A 15907-nucleotide genomic window follows, 5' to 3' on the forward strand; every position below is an offset into this window, starting at 1 on the left:
GCGGAGTGACTGCGTCACTCCCAAGGGGACTGCGCCGCTGCGCGACGCCGGGCGGAGTGAGCCCGGAGGCAGTCACCTTCGGTGACTACTGCGGGACGGTCCCGGCCGGACCGGGACTGTGGGCCCGCTGCGCGGGCCCGGGTGGTGCTCCATCCGCCTTCGGCGGATGTTTTGGCTGTTCAGAACCCTGACGGTGGGCGGTGGTTGAGGTGGGCGAGGGGTGGATCCTACCGGCCCCTGCGGGGCCGGCCGTTCCCTGCCCCGCTCCCGGGACCCTGCCTGCCGTCACAGTATGCATGTACCGGAGGGGCACTGTCCACCCTGGCAGAGGCTCAGGAAACGGTCACCCTGAGTGCCGCAACAGGAACATACCCGGCTCTAGGTGGTCTACACCTAAGGACAAGCCGCAGCAAGAGGGGTGGGGGTGCGGCGCCGTCCGGAAAGGCAACCCGGGACAGTGGCGACATGCGTAAAACGCAATACCAGAAACGCAACTGAGAACACATCAGGAAGTCATCGGAGGCCGGTCGGTGAGGGTGTTTCATAACAGGGGCCCGGCTACATTCTGGGAAACCACCACACACCCACCCCGCATACCAAAACCGAATACCACCAACCCCCCATACACAAAACGCATACGGCCCCGGAGACAACCCCCGAGGCCATATGCGAAATCCGACTAGCCGAGGAGAGAGTAGGCGGTCAGGTGCTCATCGGGCTGGTCCTGGAGAGCGGCTCCCAGGGCGCCTACGGAGACCGGGACGCGGTAGGCCGCTCGCGTGTCGGAGGCGGCCATGGGGACGGGGATGCCGTGGTCGAATCGCCATGCGCGGATCTGGTCTCCCCCGGCGGCCGTGGAGCGCATCACCATTCCTGCGGTCGGGTAGATCCCGGACACGGCGATCTTGAGCAGGTCGATGAAGTCCAGGGCTTCCTCGGTGTCGGAGCAGTACGGCCCGTCTCCGAAGATGAGGGTGCGGGTTGCTGCTCCGGAGGGGGCGGTGACCTGGAGGGTGACGCGGTGCTCGCCTGCTCCGGCGCGTGCGGCGAGGAGGTCGAGCATGGCGTAGGCGCGGGCCTCGTCGCGGTGCGTGGGCATGTGGGCGCGCATGGAGTTGTCTTCCACGGAGCTTTTCCTTTCGAGTGTTTCTCTTTCGGCTGCCGGTCGGGGTACCACGCCCTTCCGGCAAGAGAAACATTATCAAGGAATAGCCCTGGATTCCGAGATAAAGGCTCGTTTCGGGGAATATATTTTGTTGTTTCTTTTCCGCGCTGAATTAGTGGCGGAATGTCTTTTCGCGGGGTAAGCGGGGCGGGGAGACACCGGGCGCCGTGCGGCACGCGTCGGACGTGGGGCGCCCGGTCCTTGGGGGCCGCGCAGCGAGGGGGCCGCGCAGCGGTCTCCCGGGCCCCTGAGGGCCGGGGGGGCACGAGGGAGACCGCGCAGCGGGCTCCCGGTCCGAGGGGCCGTGGCGCGCCCGCAGGGCGCGGCGCGAGGGAGGCCCCGCAGGGGTCTCCCGTGCCCCGGGCGCGTGGCGGGCGGTGGCCGGTGTCTCCCCGCCCCGCCTACCCCGCGAAAGAAGGAGCTTGGCTGCGCCCTGCCGCACGCTGCGCCCGAGCTGCGCCCTGTTCTGGCCCTAGGGCGCGCCCACGGGTTGTGGTGGCTGTGGGAGCGCCCGTGCGGGGTGGCGCGGGGCTACGATGGAGGGGAAATCCTTTCGAGGCTTTCGGCTGGCCGGCACCCGTACCACCCGCTTCGGCGGCAAGGTGCCGGCCTCTTGCATGCCCGGATCCGCCGGTGAGCTGCGCCCGCCGAGGGCGCGGTGTGTCGGGGCGGGGCGGGGCATGATCGTTCTTGCCCAATTGGGCAAGAGGGCTGCTGCCCGTGCAGGGGTTGGGGGCGGCCCGACGGTACTGCTCCCAGAGCGCGTCTGGGCGCCGGGCCTCACCTGTGCACGCCATATCGGCACGGGCTAGGCCCGACCTTATGGGACAGGGCCCCCGCTGGGGCCGGGGGTGGTCAGTTGAGGACCTGGACCTCGACGACGTGGACGGTGAAGGTCGTCTCGCGGGTCTCGGTGAGGGTGCCGGCGTCGCCGAGAGCGGGCGCGGTCCATTCCACGGTCCATGTGGCGGTGGCGGTCCCGGCGTACTTCCCGCCCTTCTGAGCGGTCGAGGGGGCCTTGTAGCGGTGGCCGCAGTCCGGTGAGGGTGTCTTGCCCTGGGCTGGGTCATAGGGGGTGCCGGGCCCGGCGCAGGTGACGGTGGTGCCGTCGCCCATGTCCCACCGGATCGAGGACACCTTGGCGGTCGCGGTGACCGTGACGCCGCCCGCGGCCGCCGAAGCGCTGACGGGCCCGTACGTCGTCGGAGACTGGCTGACCCACACCCACATCGGCAGACCGACGACGTACCGCCCAGCGGCCCGCGGAGAGGCCACAGACGGGCCCTCCAGGCGCATCGAGTCGACCGCCCGGCGCGCCAGGACTTCCGGATCGATCCGGGGCGCAGGGGCGGCACCGCCGGATGGGATGAACAGCACGCCGATGCGCCCGGTGTCGGGGCAGTTCACTCGGTAGACCGCTCCGTCTGCGGCGGTCTTCCCCTCCCATGCCAGGTTCTCCGGCGGGGGTTGGGGGTCAAGCTTCTCGTACGTGCACGGCGGCGCGGAGCCGGCCGACGAGCCGGTGCCAGTGCCGGCCGGAGTGGTCGGGCCCGAAGGGCCCGACGAGCCGCCGCCGGAGCCACTGGAGAGCGTCCCGTCCTCGGCGCAGACGGTCACCTCCATGTCGCCGCCTTCGCAGACGCCGCCGTCGGGTCCGCTGGCGTGCGCGGCCGGGGCGAGCACGGCGGCCAGGAGCACTCCTGCGGCTGCCGCGTGGCTCAGCACGTGCGGGCCCCTTCCGGGGTGTAGTCGGTGACCATCCAGCCGGACGGCCACTTCTCCAGCGTGGTCGTTGCCAGGTAGCGCACGGGCTGGGACGAGGGCAGCGGAATCACGCGCTTCTCCTTCGTCTTGTAGCGCTCGTAGGTGGACAGGTCCACGCAGGTGGTCACGGTGGCCTTCGGGGTCTTGGGGGTCAGGTCGAGCGTCGCCACCTCAGTACCGCTGTGCCCCAGCTCGCCTCGGATGACGATTCCGGACTGCCGCATGCGGGCCAAGTTGTTCTCGATCTTCGACAGCGCGTCGAGGGTCGTGTACTTCCGCAGCGCCGTTCCCTTCGAGTCCGCCTTGGCAGTCGCCTTCGTCCTCTCGGCCCACATCCCCTCGAAGGCGGTCAGCACCGCGCGCTTCTCCGCCTCCTGCGGGCCGGCCGATGTCGTGGCAGGAGCGGGCGCGGCCGTGGTCGTCGTGGTGGCGGAGGTGGCCGGCCCTTTCGCCCCGTCGTCCCCGCCGGCGCATCCGGCAAGGGTGAGGGCGAGCGCCAGGGCGCCGCCGCCGAGTGCTGCAGCGCGGGTCTGTCGGGCCGTCACCATCAGTGGCTCCTGGGGCTGGTCGTGAGTGGATCACCAGCAACGTAACGGGGCGCGGCGGGGTTGGTCACAGTCGATTGGGTGAGTCCGTCATCAGCACGGGTCTGCCGCCCGGCTAGAACGACGGGACCTCTTCGTACGGCTATCGCGTACAAAGAGGTGTCGTCGTGGCGAGGGGGCTTGCCCACGGGCCCTGACCAGGCATAACGCTCAAGATCGTGAAAGTGGGGGTCCCACTCACGGTCCCACCTCCGGTGCAACTCCTAGTGCACCTCTGCAAGCAACCCTCCAGCCCCCCTCCGGTGCAACTCTCCGAGGCCTCCGCCCGGCAGGCTTGCCCGCCGACTGGTCTGTCACACAGACCCCCGCTCCGGTGTCCCGGGGCGGGGGTCTGGAGGGTGCCGCCCTGGTCGGCGCTCGGCGCGGATGTGACGGGCGGGTCTGTGTGACAGGCCGTGTGACGGGTCGTGTGACCCGGCAGGCGCCCGTGGCCCCGGGCCGGGGTTCAGGTACGGAGTGCGGCAACGCCGATGACCGCGGTGACGGTGGTGACGGCCAAGGCGCCGAACGCGGCGGCGACGGTCAGAGGGGTGCCGAGGCGGGGGTGGCGCCAGGCGAGGTAGCCGGGCACGGCCACCACGCACAGGCCGGTGACGACGAGGAGCAGCAGGACGAGGAGCGTGGTCGTGGACATGGGAGTCCCCCTGGGTGTGTGTGGGTTGCCGGTCGGGTGACGCGGCGGTCCGGACTCTGTGGGAGCGGTGGGTTAGCCGTGCAACTGCTGAGGACACTCACGCCTGGGCAAGCCGCATTCAAGGGAACTGGGTTGGTCTGACCTGGCCTTTCGCCTGTGTGGGCAAGCCTCGGGTGTCCTGGGCAAGCCTTGAATCCGGCGGCAGGCATAGGTATGGGCAAGCCCCGCAACCGGCACGGCGCGACCGGAAACGGCCCTGCTCCGCCCCGGGGTATCGGGGCGGAGCAGGGGGTGGCTGGCGTCTTACCGGCCGATGACCGTGCGCAGCACGGCGAACGAGGCGCCGCAGGCGGTGAGTCCCGCGAGGACGGCGCCGGGGAGGTTGAGTGTCGTCGCGTGGCTGAGGAAGCCGGCGATGCCGCCGAAGACCATCGCGTAGAGGAGGACCAGGGCACTTTGCGTGCTCAGGATGGGGCCGGGGTGCGCGGCCTGGAGGTGGAGGGGTCGGTCGTGGTGTGGGCGGGGTCGGGGTCGGGGGTGGGGTCGGGGGTGGGTATCGGGGTCGGGGTCGGGGTGGACATGGACGTCTCCTTGCGGTCTGGGCACCAGGGAGGTGCGGTCGGGGCGTACGAGAGCACCGCCTCAGCCCTTACGTCGCGCGCTGGGCGGCAGACAGGGAGAACCGGCAAAGAATCTGGGTGAGGACCTGTCGCCGGTCCGGAGGATGAGGAATGCGGGGGCTAGGTGCGCAACCCCCTCCCCCGGGCCCCAGGGGAGGCCTCGCCTGCCCTCCCCTGGATCCCGCCGATCGCGCTCTCCCCTTAGTTATGGGGAGGGGTAGAGCCGAAATGTTCGCCGGAAGTGCGCCGTGGACGCCCGAGGCCGTCTCCTCTGCGGGATCAGCTGCTCCGGCCGCGGGGCCAGTGGCGGCTACGGGTCGGGGCGGGAAGCTGGGTCAGGCGCCGATGCCGATCGAGGAGACGTGGGCGTAGGCGTTGTAGTCGGAGTCGAGGTCGCTGATGACGTCGTCCCAGATCTCGTCGACGGTGTCGGAGTCCTGGCTCGCCCAGGCGTCGACGAGGTCGCCCCAGATGTACCGGACCGTGATGGAGCGCTGCTGAAGGGTGGGGCGGAGCCGTTCGGCGGGTACGTGGCTTTGGTCGACGGGGTAGATCTCCATGCGGCGGCCGTGGCCGTCGTTGTCCAGGTGGCGCTTGAGCCAGCCGGAGCGGATCAGGTTCTCCCGGCGGCGGTGCCAGTAGGCGCTGTCGATGCGCTCGCGGTTTGCCGGGGTGGGGGTGGACTTGCCGCGCATCCAGGAGCGGATCGTGCGGGCGGTGACACCTTGCTCCCTCAGCGCCTCGCGGCCGGCCGGACTGTCGAGGTAGCGCAGACGGGCGTTGAGGCCTCGCTTGGAGGTGACGGGCGAGGCGATACCGGAGGAGTAGACGATCCGGTTCAGCTCCAGGATCAGAGCCTCTCCGCCCTTCATGCCCCGGGTGTTGAACTTGCCGAATTCTCCCCATCGGGACCACAGGTCGGGCGACCCTGCCATCAGCGCTTACCTCCCAGAACATAGGTGTTCTTTTCCTTGACCTGGTTCAGCTCTCGGCCCTCGGGAAATACAGGGCGCCAGTCTCCCACGACGTGGAGTTCGTCGGTGCCGGAAATCTCAACAACCTGAAGTCCCGCCTTGTGGGCCTTGTGGGCCTTCATCCACAGATTTGCGAAGGCCTTCGCTCGGATGATGTGCATCCAGTCCGGGCGGCGCAGTTCCCGGTTCGCACTGGACTCCCCGATGGTGGAGACGAATTTGGAGTACATGGCCTTCACGTAGGCGACGGTCAGATCGTCACCCGCGGCCAGAGCGGTCTTCCGGGACTCGGCCAGAGCCCGGCGGAGCTTTTCCAGCAATGCCTCCGAGGCGCCGGAGACGAGGGAGCGGTGGATCACCGGGGCGTCCGCGAGGCCCTGGCGGGCGCAGTCGAGGAGCAGGCGGAGCGTGGACTCGCTGACCCACAGCTCCCCGGGCTCCATGCGGTTGCCCAGCGGGTTGGGAAGGTCGGCGTGGTCCCAGTCGGCGGGGGTGATGAGGTGGACGCCGGCCTTCTTCGGGTCGTGGACGCCGCTGGTGTCCTCGCGCAGCTGGCCGATCGGCAGCCACGCCTTCATCGCGGACAGGTAGGCGGCGTTCATGTCGAGGGCGGTCACCTCGATCTCCTCGCCGCGCTTGGCCGCCGCGAAGAGCTCGGGGTTGCGCCACTTCGGACGGCCCTCCCAGATCTCGTCCGCGCCTTTCTGCGATTTCTTCTTCAGGATTTCCTGCGTCGGCGGGAATTCCGAATGCTCGTACCGGCCGCCGACCCGGGACGCTTTCAGGAGCGTCATCACGTCAGGAATGGCCATCTTGATCAGCTCGGCCCGCGCGGCCTCCATGTCACCGGAGCACGACGCCAGCACGTCGTGCACGCGGCCGGTGATCTGCTCCACCAGCGACCCGGAGGCATACCCAGGGGCACTCCGCCGCGGCGCCGACGACGCTGCCACCGCGGGCTCGGCGGGCGCGCCCGGGGCCGGTACGACGGGCTCGGCCGCAGCAACCGGAGCGGCCGGGGTCTCGACGACCGCCGGCGGCGGGCCGAAGGGAGCAGCGGGAGCCGGGACCTCCTCCGCGGCCGGGACCGCGGCCGGGACCGCGGCCGGGGCGGAGGTCTGCGGGGTGCTGGCGGCGGCGACGGCCGCCGCGCACTCCTCCGCGGTCAAGTGCTGTGGAAACCCGTCGAGTTCGTGCTGTGCGGGCTGCCCGCACAGCACGCACGGCCCGGCCGCCAGCACAGCGGCAGGGCGCTCCGGCGGCACGGGGGCGGAGGGCGTGCGGCCGGTGGTGCGGACGAGGGTGTCGGCCGATCCCGCGCGCTCGCGCTCCACGGCGGCAGCGGTGGAGGCGTCCTCGTCGAGGACGTTGGTCGCCGGCGGGGACGGGCGCTCGGCGGCCGCGGGGGGCGAAGGGGCCCCTGCCGGCTGGAGGCTGGAGAGCGAGCCGTGCAGCACGCCGGCCGCATGCGTGGGACCGGCCAACACATCGAGCGGATGCAGCCGGTAGTGCGCAGCGAGGAGGTCGACATCCTCCAGCGACCAGTGCGCCCGGCCCGACTGCTTCCGGGACACCTGCGCCTGCGACTGCCCAAGGCCGGCAGCCAAGTCATTCTGTCGCTCGCCCGTCCGCGCCATGAGCGCCGCGATCGTGAGCCTGAGGACTTCCTCGGTACCCATCATGATTGCGATCCTAGTATCCCGTATGCGATATCTGCATGGATTGGCGTCACGCGGCGGGCAGCTCGGCCCTTCGCCCGCCAGGCTGGCTGCCCCCGCGGCACAGCCCCGCGGACCCGACCCGATGCGGACCAAGAGCGGTCGGTGAGTATCCGCGCTCCACGCACCTGACGGATGTACACGCCGGGGCGAGCCACTCCCACCAGAGGAGGCCGGGCAGGCGACCGGCACGCTCAAAACCGGCAGCGCGAACTCCTCACCGACAAGCCCTTCGCCTGCCGCATCCGGGTCGGCACCGGTAGAACGTCTACGGCCGCATTGATGACGCCCAAGACCGATGCGTCGGCCTCCTCGCACAGAACATCGGCGACATGGCCGTCCCGTTCACCGGCCAGTCCCGAATCGGACCCGGGCTGGGCCCGCGGCCAATCCGGCGTCCTGTGGGCGACGGCACCAGCCCCACGCCACGCAGACCCGCAGGTACGGGCTGCGGGCTCACCAGTCGACGTGGGCGGTGATCCACCGGTTCAGTGTGTCGGTGTCGTCCGCTGCCGGCAGGTCCGGTGCACATGCCAGCGGTGTCAGTGACAGCTGAAGGTGAGTGAGGTAACCGTAGGGGCCGTTGTCGGCGTGTGGTCCAAGGACAAGGGCATGGGAGGGGGTACGCCACACGCGGTGGGTCAGGGCCGGGCCCACCACGGTGGCCGCGTCCGACACGATGGTGCGCTCCGGGGCGGAGCCCATGCATCGCGTCACAGACTGGGCCGCGCGCGTCAGGACGCTCTCGCAGTCCTCAACCGTGGCCGGTTGTTTCCCGGTCCAGCCCGGCTGCTTGCGCCAGTCCTCCAGCAGGGGGAACAGCCACGGGCCGTTGCACATCTCGTCATCGTGTTCGTCGACGGGGTAGACCTCACCGAAGACCAGCAGGTGGCGGGTGTCGGGCTGCCCGAAGGGCACGTAGCTCTCGCTGCACAGCACATGTCCATGATCGGTGACCATGGAATCGCAGACGAGGGAGTGTTCCCAGCTCCATCCCCGCCGTCGCACCACCTCCTCGACAACGTCCTCAGAAACCGGCGGTTCGGACGGGTAGCCGATGAAGTCAGCAACAGCTGCGACCGTCAGCGGTTTGTGGGCCAGGGCGTGGACACGAGCAGACACCCTCACACCCTAGACCTGCACGCAAGGCCCCCCGCACAGAGCGCCGTGCCGTCGCGCAGCCCCCGCTGTTCGTCACGACCGCAGCTTGCTGTGCCCAGGTTGCGCAGTCTCCGACGCCGGACTCGTCATCGCCGTCAAGGAACAGATCAGGCGATCTGGGTGGTGAGGTAGCGGGCGGCGGTGTCCACGAACTCGTCGTGCGCGGCCTCCGCCTCCTGCCGGGCGGCGGCCAGGGCTTGGGCGTTGTCGAGCGGCTCGCGGATCGCGTAGGTCAATGTGATCATGCGGCCGGCCGCCTCCCGTACGGCCGGGTCGGTGATCAGCACGCGCATCGTCACCAGCGGGCGAGCCACCGCATCCCGGGTTGCCTGGCTCTCGGCGTGCAGCGCCTGGACCAGGTCGACGTCGCCGCCTTCGAGGATGGCCTCGCCGCACTTCCACAGGGTCCGGCGGTGACCGCTGACGGCCACGGCCAGCGCGGTGACGGCCTCCAGGCGGTCACGCCGGGTCGCCTCACTGTGCCCCACCCGCACCGCCCGTTCGGCGGCCCACTCCTGAAACCGGCCGGCACCCGCTGGCCGAACACGGCGAACCTCCACCTGCTGATCAACAACCAGACCACGAACCGGACCATCCGGGCCAGCAACCACTGGATCAGCGCCTCAACGCGTAGCCGGGCCGCAGGCTGGAGCGGCTCCGCGTCGACCGACAACTCGAAGAAGCCATGGTCCACGGCCCCGACCCGCTCCACCTCGCCGAGGTCTTCGGGCTCGACGAGAAGACCGCCATGCGGTATGCGGACTCGGCCCGGCGCCTCCTGGAAACCAATGCCGAATCGTGGAGCGCCGTGACAGCATCGGCGGATGATCAACGCTGAGGACCTGGTCGACCGGCACCAGCTGAAGGTGACGACGTCCTGGCACCACTACCAGGAGACTGAGCCCTCCCTCCTGCACATGTGGCTGCACATGGACGGCCTGGGCCCCGTCCGGTTCCACACCCCGGGCGACGGGGTGGCCCTGGAGATTGATCAGCCCCACGGCCCATACAACATGAACGAATACGGCCACACCACGGTCGAGGACGACCTGCCCGACTTCCCGATGGCCCGGTTCGTCGGCCAGCGAGCCCTCGCCGTCCGGGAGATCCGCTACCAGCACGGCAACTACGACTTCGTCATCGGCATCACCGTCCAGTTTCCCGGTGGCGCCATCCGCGTCCTCAACCTCGCGGACGAGATCGTCCTGGCCTATGACAGGCATCTGGGTCCGGTTGAGGCGCATCTCCACGAGGCGACGACGCCCACGATCCAGGACGTCTCGCCCTGAGTCAGCGCGAACCCTGGGGTCGATCCCCCAAGGACGCGGCTAGGCGGTGTTCTAGAACGCGCTGACCTGCCTGTTTGGTCGTCCGGGGAAGTCTCGGGCGGCCATCCAGATGGTGAGGTCACGGGCGAGGTCGTTGATGCCGGTCGCCGTGGTGACCTCGTGCTCGTTGCGGGTGGTGTCACGGCGGACGATTTCGTAGCCGCCCTCGTCCAGGACGGCCACTGAAACGAACCAGAGGGGGTCGTCCTCGTCGGGCTGGACGACGACGAAGGTGTTGTCGGAGTTGAGGTCGCTGATCAGCATGAACAGCGCGTCCTCGGAGGGGTCGTCGATGCGGTCGCCGTTCTCGCTGTCGGCGCCGTAGTACTGAGCCCCCATCGCGGTCTCTCCCTCACCCTGTCGGCCCTGGTCTCGGTCAGCATGGCATGAGAACCCGACAGCGCAGGCCGGTCATAACCACTCGCCGATCGCGGCGATCAGGACGGTGGCCTCGAAGCGGACGGCGAGTTCGTCGAACCGGGTGGCGACCGCCCGGTTGCGCTTCAGCCGGTTGATCCCCGCACTCGACCGCGTGCCGGGCTTTGCAGTCCTCGCGGTCGAAGACCGGAGGCCGCCCGCCCGCGATGCGGGACGAGGCACAGAGCCGATTTCCAGAACACGGCCTAGCTTGATCTTTAACGTCTGGGCGGTAGGCCAGCCGCTGAAAGGGGGGCGAGGCGACCTCATACTGCGTGGGACCATTTCGGTATGCGCCTGGTAGCTGACGGAGCCACACCGACCCCACGGTTGGTACTGGTGAAGGACCTCGAGACTGACGACGGGTACGCCTTCGAGCTGGCGAGCCCGCTCTTCCTTGCTGCCGGGGACCGAATCGCTGTTGAAGACGACAGGCTTGTCGTCGTCCAGGCCAGTGGGGAGCGGCTGTCACCGGCCGGCGACTGGTCTACTCGTTGCGGGCCCGGGTCCTTGCAGCGCCGGTAGAAGCCCTCCTCGAACGGCGCGTCGTACTTGATCAGTCGGTTCGGTATCCGCCGGACGTAGAAGCGGCCTTCGTTTGAACATGTGCTCCGACCAAGGAACACACACGTCCAGCGCGAAGGCCGTGAGGATGAGTCTGCAGCATCACCATGCCCGGCGAGATCCGCTGGCGGAACTGTCACGCCTCCGAGGCGAGTTCTACTCCTGTCTGACCGATCATTCGGATGCCCTGTTCGAGCTGGCGGACCCGGTTTCGTGCGGTGACGGTCCGGTGAGGTCGCTGGCCGAGCTGTCGCTCGTGGGCGCATGCCGCCGCGGGCATGGCGGGCTCTACGCAGCCCTCACCCAGGGCCGGGTCGACGCCGACCGGATGCGGCGGGCCCCAGGCCTCGGTGCCGCTGCCACGAGCCGTCGACGGCCGGCTGGTCCTGGCCGTCGACGTCACATGCTGGCTACGGCCCGACGCCACCGCCACCGCCACCGCACGGCAGCTGCGCGACCTGGTCGAGCGGCTGGTCTCCGCAAGTCAGCGGCAGACCGGCGACCCCAATGTCCTCGTCATCGCGGACGCCGGATACGACGCGCCCCGCCTCGCCTTCCCACTGAGGGACCTGCCGGTGCAGATGCCGGCCCGGGTGCGCTCGGACCGCGTCCAGCGCCGGCCGACACCTCTGCGGGAGCCTCACACCAGGGGCCGCCCGCCCAGCACGGCGGCGAGGTCGTCTTCGCACAGCCCGACACCTGGGGCACCCTGGACACCGAAACCGTCGCAGGCACCCGCCTCTACGGCACCCCCTCGCACGCTCCCGGGAACGGCTCCACCCCAGCAACGTGGTCGTGCAGGACCAGGGCATCACGGTGTGGGTGAACGGAGGCCATGACGCCGAGGTCTTCGACAAGAACGGCGGACTGGTGCCGTGTGGGCACCAGCGGCGGACCGAAGACGTGCGCCCTGGACGGCGGTGACGGCCTGAGCCACCTGCTCCCCGCCGCCGCTTCTTTGCGACAGGAGATCCTGCCGATGTGGCAGTGGACCAACGAATCCGACATCGCCGGCGGCGACCGCACGGGCGAGATCCGCCTCGGCCAGCAGCACCTCCCCCTCGCCCAGGCCGATGCCGGCTGAAAGCCCGTGGCGGTGCAGCAGTGGGTCCGGCATCATCCTCACGTGATCGTGATGCAAGCCGTTCTGGAGATCTCCGCCGCCGCCGACTTCGCACTCTGGCCGGTTGGCGAGCACGGTTCATACGGCTACCTTGTGCTGAACGGGGAGCTCACTCCGGAAGAGGTCGGCACAGCGGTCAGGCAGATAGCAGCCTGCAACGACTTCGAGCCGGAGGAAGAACACGGACCGTGCCCGACCGACCCGCTCGGCACCTTCCTGCACGGGCTGCTCACCATGCCTGACTTGTTCGCCGCCGGCGGCTTCCGGGTGACCGACAGCGCCACCGGCATCGTCTTCGTCGACCCGGGCTGCTGCAACGGCCTGGAGACCTGGCGGGACTGGCTGGAGGTGCTCGACGGCACCGGCTGCTCCTCCTTCGGCCACGATCCGTCGTCGATGGCCGAACGCGTTGGCACCATGGTCCGGCTGACGTTCGACGCTTACGGCACGGACCACAGCCCGGTGATCGAGCTGCCGGTCGACCAGGCACGCAGGCTTGTCGCGGGCGTCCAGCAGGATCTGCAGGCCTTCCTCGCTCGTGCCGGGAACTGGGCTGAGCAACACCTGCCCGCACACGCCGCCGGCGTCACTGCCGCCCTGGCACGGGCACTGGACCTGGCGCCCGCACAATGACCAGCTTCCTGACCCACCGGGCGCACGTGCACGACGCCCGTCTCCCGCTCCGCCGCCGGCACAGCGCGCTGCGGACCTGCATCACCCTTTTCGCTCCGTACGGCTTCCGGGCGACGTACCACCACCTCACGCTCAGCGCTGCGATCCCCCGGCGGCTGGAAGCGGACCCGGCCGCGCTGGTGCGGGCGGTCGAGGAACTGCATGAGGCGCGGGTGCTGTGGCTCGCGCGAGTGCAGGAGTACGCCGCGCAACGCCGGGCGGAGAAGCGGGCGGGGCGGCGGGCTGTAGTGAACCCGCGACCGTGGTGGCTGCGGAGCCGGTGGGAGGGACCGAACCGCGCCTGGTACGAAGACCCGTTTCGCCATCCGCCGCTGCTGCTGCCTGAGTACGTCCGGCGACAGAATGCGATTCTGGACGGCGCCGACCTCCCGGGCTGCCCCGCCTGCGGGGACGAGAGACCGCCGGAGTCGAACTCGACAGGGCACGGCCGGGTGGAGCTGTGCCGTGGGTGCGCGTGGGTGCTGGCGCCATGCCCGTGCGGGCAGCGGCATCGGTTGGTCCCGGAGACCCCGTACAACTGGAACGGGATCTGGCAGCGGGCGCACATGAGCGATGACGGCACGCCGAACCCGCATTGGCCTGCGGGCCGGCCAGTCGGATACGGCGCGGCCAGCGCTCGCAACTCAGGTCCCGCCAGCTGAGCCGGAACCCGTGCGCGGGAACGCCGCAGCCACCACCTGGCACACAAGTTCCGGCCCAGCAACGTTCCGGAATCTAGGAACCTGCGCGCGCTTCCGGCCCGACCACTGCAGAGGGCTGAGCGACACCCACAGGCACGCCGCCGGCGACGCCGCGCTTGCCGCGACCAACGAGCCAACCCTCGCCCACTGGGGCCGGACACCACGGAGTCGTCGGCCGCCTGGGCACAGACGAGCTCGCCGTCCCTGCGCGCCGGGTCCGCTCGCTCCACCCTGCCGCCGCTGCCCCTGCAGGAACCCGAACCCGGCAACATCACCGGCACCCTGTCCGCCCCTGCCTTCGCCGAAGCCGTCGCCCAGGACGCCTTCGCCGTCAGCCGCTAGAAGGCGCTGCCGGCCCAGACCGGCGTCAGGCTCCGCCACGACCACGAGGCCGACAACCTGTCTGCCCCCGACCTTCTACCGCTACGCCGTCCGCACCCTGCCGCGAAAGGACACTCACCTCCTCGACTCCGGCAAGGCCGCCGTCCTAGGAGACAAGGGTCCAGGGCTCGTCGAGGACTGTGAGGGACGGGGGGTGTATCAGCGCTCCGGGGAGGCGGGGGTGAGGGCTGAGGATGCCCTTCGCCGTCAGCCGGGCCAGCGCCGGCTCCGGGGCGTGCGTGATCCGGTCGCGCAGCCAGCCGGCGGAGACGGCGGGCGTCGAGCGCAGATGGGTGAGGACGGCCGCAGTAACCGGGTCGTCGGGGAGAAGTGCGGCCGCCTCGGTGAGGAGGGTGCTGTAGCGGGTGATGGTGGCGGTGCGATGCCGGGCGGTCTCGGTGACCGCACGAGCGAAGAGGGAGCCCCACTGCGCCCACCATCCTTCGGCAGCCGCGGCGAGGGCCTCGTCGTGTGCACGGCGGTGGGTGTGGACCCAGCCGTCCAGGTCCAGCAGCAGCCCGGGCAGCAGTCGGGCCGCCAGCAAGTCGCACTGGGCGAGAAGGCGCGCGGTCCGGCCGTTGCCGTCGGCGAAGGGGTGGACGGTCAACAGCCGTGCCATGGACAGGGCGGCCGCGTCCAGGCTGGGGGCCGTGGTGTGTACGTTCCAGCGGTACCAGCGTTCTACGTGGTCTCGGAGTTCCCTGCCGGGTGCGACCGCGAGTGCGAAGACCTGGCCGTCGGCCCACGTGATCCTGGCCGTGGAGCGGCGCAGGCCGCCGGGGCCCGGGATGCTGGGGTCGCCGGCGACGATCAGGGTATGGAGTTCGCTCAGGGCGGCCGGGGTGAAGCAGGGCCTGCAGTCGGGCCGTTCCGCGATCTCGGCGCGGGTGGAGGCGGCGGCCAGCAGGCCGGCCTCGGCCCGTCGTTCGGCCGCCGCGGCGATGCGGCCGGTGACGAGAGGCTCGGGAGTGCGGGCCAGATGCCGGCTGTGCACGGCCGTGCGGAACCGGGGCCGGTGGAAGAGGTCCGGGTTGTCCAGGTGACGGCCGGTGGTGTCGGAGAGCTCGGCCAGCGCGGCGATCGCCTCCCGCCGTTCCGCCGGGGAGATCGCCTCCGCGTCCAGCGGTGGTACGACGGGGGCGATCCGTCGTACCGCCGTGCCCGAGGGGCGTGGGGCCTTCAGCACCACCGGCTGGTCACCTTCCCGGTGGGCCGCACCACGTCCACGTACTCGGTGGTGGTGTATCCCAGCCAGTTCGAGGAGGTGACGGAGTACCTGAAGGTCTGGTATTCGACGAACAAGGCCCAGGACTGGCCCGGTTGCAGCGTGACATCGACCGAGTACGACTGCTCGATCTGGGTGTTGAGCTGCGCACCGAGCGCGGAGGACAGCACCGTGGCCGCGTTGGCCGTGATGTTGGCGCTGACCTGGTAGGAAACCTGGTACTTGACGGTCCTGTTGACCCGTATGGGCATGGAGTTGGCGTTGCGGTGGCAGTCGGTCGGCACCTCGGTCTTGGCTCCGGCCTGGATCGGGCCCGCGCCATTGGCCGGCGCGCCGCTGTCCCAGCCCCAGGACATGGGCGGAAGCGCCGGGTCCATCGGGGTGGGCGGTCGGGTGGCGGTGCCGTCGACGACGACCTGGGGCAGTGTGCCGTTGACCGGCTGGCCGACGACGCCGTTGAACATGTCGATCTCGCCCCACGAGCCGCCGGTGCCGCCGCCGTCCCCTCCGCCGCCCCAGCCTCCGTCACCGGGGTCACCGCCGGGGAAGCCGCCCGGGTTGTCGTCCGGCCAGGGGTTCTCCTCGTCCTCGTGGTCACAGCTGGTCTGGTTGTCCTCGCAGGCGTATGCGGTGTACGAGGCGGTCACCGCCGGTACGGCGGTGAGCACGGTCGCGCCGAGGGTGGCGGCGACCATCATCCGTCGAAGTCTCACGGTTCCTCCGGTCTGCAGCGGATCGGATGGGGCGGACCACAGCCTCGCCGCCCGGCAGACCCGGTCACCTCCGTAGAAGTACGCAAGTCACTACCCAAACAGTGAGTGGTGATGGGTGGTGACAACCGGTCGGTCCATAACC

The 15907-nt window shown here is 70.0% G+C and carries 17 protein-coding genes and 2 pseudogenes; 6 read left to right on the forward strand and 13 right to left on the reverse strand.

Features of this window, described 5'->3' with window-relative positions:
- Positions 1 to 679 precede the first annotated feature (679 nt).
- The 9 genes from ACY0MR_RS00005 to ACY0MR_RS00045 all read right to left on the reverse strand — a co-directional run bounded on the left by ACY0MR_RS00005 (position 680) and on the right by ACY0MR_RS00045 (position 9129).
- A complete protein-coding gene (locus ACY0MR_RS00005) occupies positions 680 to 1126 on the reverse strand; it encodes a hypothetical protein (RefSeq protein WP_473558059.1) in 447 nt (148 codons plus the stop codon).
- A gap of 894 nt (positions 1127 to 2020) precedes the next feature.
- Positions 2021 to 2890: an ATP/GTP-binding protein gene (locus tag ACY0MR_RS00010; protein WP_473558058.1), complete on the reverse strand. Its 870-nt coding sequence runs from the start codon at positions 2888 to 2890 to the stop codon at positions 2021 to 2023.
- Entirely contained in the window at positions 2884 to 3477 is a 594-nt protein-coding gene (locus tag ACY0MR_RS00015) for a hypothetical protein (protein ID WP_473558056.1), read from the reverse strand. Before ACY0MR_RS00015 ends, ACY0MR_RS00010 begins: the two co-directional genes overlap by 7 nt.
- A 502-nt stretch (positions 3478 to 3979) precedes the next feature.
- Positions 3980 to 4168 carry a hypothetical protein gene (locus ACY0MR_RS00020; protein ID WP_473558053.1) on the reverse strand — a complete coding sequence of 63 codons (189 nt, stop codon included), beginning with the start codon at positions 4166 to 4168 and terminating at the stop codon, positions 3980 to 3982.
- Between the two features lie 303 nt (positions 4169 to 4471).
- Positions 4472 to 4600, reverse strand: a complete 129-nt coding sequence (locus ACY0MR_RS00025) for a hypothetical protein (RefSeq protein ID WP_473558050.1) — start codon at positions 4598 to 4600, stop codon at positions 4472 to 4474.
- Positions 4601 to 5123: 523 nt separating this feature from the next.
- Positions 5124 to 5723: a hypothetical protein gene (locus ACY0MR_RS00030; RefSeq protein WP_473558048.1), complete on the reverse strand. Its 600-nt coding sequence runs from the start codon at positions 5721 to 5723 to the stop codon at positions 5124 to 5126.
- Complete coding sequence (locus ACY0MR_RS00035; protein WP_473558045.1) at positions 5723 to 7444, reverse strand: acyltransferase; 1722 nt, start codon at positions 7442 to 7444, stop codon at positions 5723 to 5725. Before ACY0MR_RS00035 ends, ACY0MR_RS00030 begins: the two co-directional genes overlap by 1 nt.
- A 492-nt stretch (positions 7445 to 7936) precedes the next feature.
- Positions 7937 to 8602, reverse strand: coding sequence for a hypothetical protein (locus ACY0MR_RS00040; RefSeq protein ID WP_451059959.1), 666 nt, complete (start codon positions 8600 to 8602; stop codon positions 7937 to 7939).
- A 146-nt stretch (positions 8603 to 8748) separates the two neighbouring features.
- Entirely contained in the window at positions 8749 to 9129 is a 381-nt protein-coding gene (locus ACY0MR_RS00045; RefSeq protein ID WP_473558042.1) for a hypothetical protein, read from the reverse strand.
- 197 nt (positions 9130 to 9326) lie between these two features.
- On the opposite strand from ACY0MR_RS00045, the gene ACY0MR_RS00050 reads away from it, so the two are divergent.
- Together ACY0MR_RS00050 and ACY0MR_RS00055 are read left to right on the forward strand one after the other, a co-directional pair.
- Positions 9327 to 9479, forward strand: a complete 153-nt coding sequence (locus ACY0MR_RS00050) for a hypothetical protein (RefSeq protein ID WP_473558039.1) — start codon at positions 9327 to 9329, stop codon at positions 9477 to 9479.
- Entirely contained in the window at positions 9466 to 9930 is a 465-nt protein-coding gene (locus ACY0MR_RS00055; protein ID WP_473558037.1) for a hypothetical protein, read from the forward strand. Before ACY0MR_RS00050 ends, ACY0MR_RS00055 begins: the two co-directional genes overlap by 14 nt.
- Before the next feature lie 51 nt (positions 9931 to 9981).
- Here the strand turns inward: ACY0MR_RS00055 and ACY0MR_RS00060 are convergent, their stop codons facing one another.
- Both ACY0MR_RS00060 and ACY0MR_RS00065 read right to left on the reverse strand, forming a co-directional pair.
- Complete coding sequence (locus ACY0MR_RS00060) at positions 9982 to 10308, reverse strand: hypothetical protein (RefSeq protein ID WP_392864217.1); 327 nt, start codon at positions 10306 to 10308, stop codon at positions 9982 to 9984.
- Between the two features lie 72 nt (positions 10309 to 10380).
- Positions 10381 to 10552, reverse strand: a pseudogene (locus ACY0MR_RS00065) (IS5 family transposase); the annotation flags it as partial.
- Between the two features lie 486 nt (positions 10553 to 11038).
- On the opposite strand from ACY0MR_RS00065, the pseudogene ACY0MR_RS00070 reads away from it, so the two are divergent.
- The 4 genes and pseudogenes from ACY0MR_RS00070 to ACY0MR_RS00085 all read left to right on the forward strand — a co-directional run.
- Positions 11039 to 11733, forward strand: a pseudogene (locus ACY0MR_RS00070) (transposase); the annotation flags it as partial.
- A 94-nt stretch (positions 11734 to 11827) separates the two neighbouring features.
- The gene (locus tag ACY0MR_RS00075) at positions 11828 to 12034 is read left to right on the forward strand and encodes a hypothetical protein (RefSeq protein WP_473562001.1); all 207 of its coding nucleotides are present in this window, start codon (positions 11828 to 11830) and stop codon (positions 12032 to 12034) included.
- A 51-nt stretch (positions 12035 to 12085) separates the two neighbouring features.
- Positions 12086 to 12706: a hypothetical protein gene (locus ACY0MR_RS00080; protein WP_473561991.1), complete on the forward strand. Its 621-nt coding sequence runs from the start codon at positions 12086 to 12088 to the stop codon at positions 12704 to 12706.
- Complete coding sequence (locus ACY0MR_RS00085) at positions 12703 to 13407, forward strand: hypothetical protein (protein WP_473558034.1); 705 nt, start codon at positions 12703 to 12705, stop codon at positions 13405 to 13407. The genes ACY0MR_RS00080 and ACY0MR_RS00085 overlap by 4 nt, the downstream gene beginning before the upstream one ends.
- Before the next feature lie 526 nt (positions 13408 to 13933).
- Here the strand turns inward: ACY0MR_RS00085 and ACY0MR_RS00090 are convergent.
- Both ACY0MR_RS00090 and ACY0MR_RS00095 read right to left on the reverse strand, forming a co-directional pair.
- Positions 13934 to 15013, reverse strand: coding sequence for a Fic family protein (locus ACY0MR_RS00090; protein WP_473558031.1), 1080 nt, complete (start codon positions 15011 to 15013; stop codon positions 13934 to 13936).
- Positions 15007 to 15765: a DUF6426 family protein gene (locus ACY0MR_RS00095; RefSeq protein WP_403319658.1), complete on the reverse strand. Its 759-nt coding sequence runs from the start codon at positions 15763 to 15765 to the stop codon at positions 15007 to 15009. The genes ACY0MR_RS00090 and ACY0MR_RS00095 overlap by 7 nt, the downstream gene beginning before the upstream one ends.
- Between the last annotated feature and the right edge of the window lie 142 nt (positions 15766 to 15907).

The sequence above is a fragment of the Streptomyces sp. JN8 genome, from assembly GCF_055808075.1.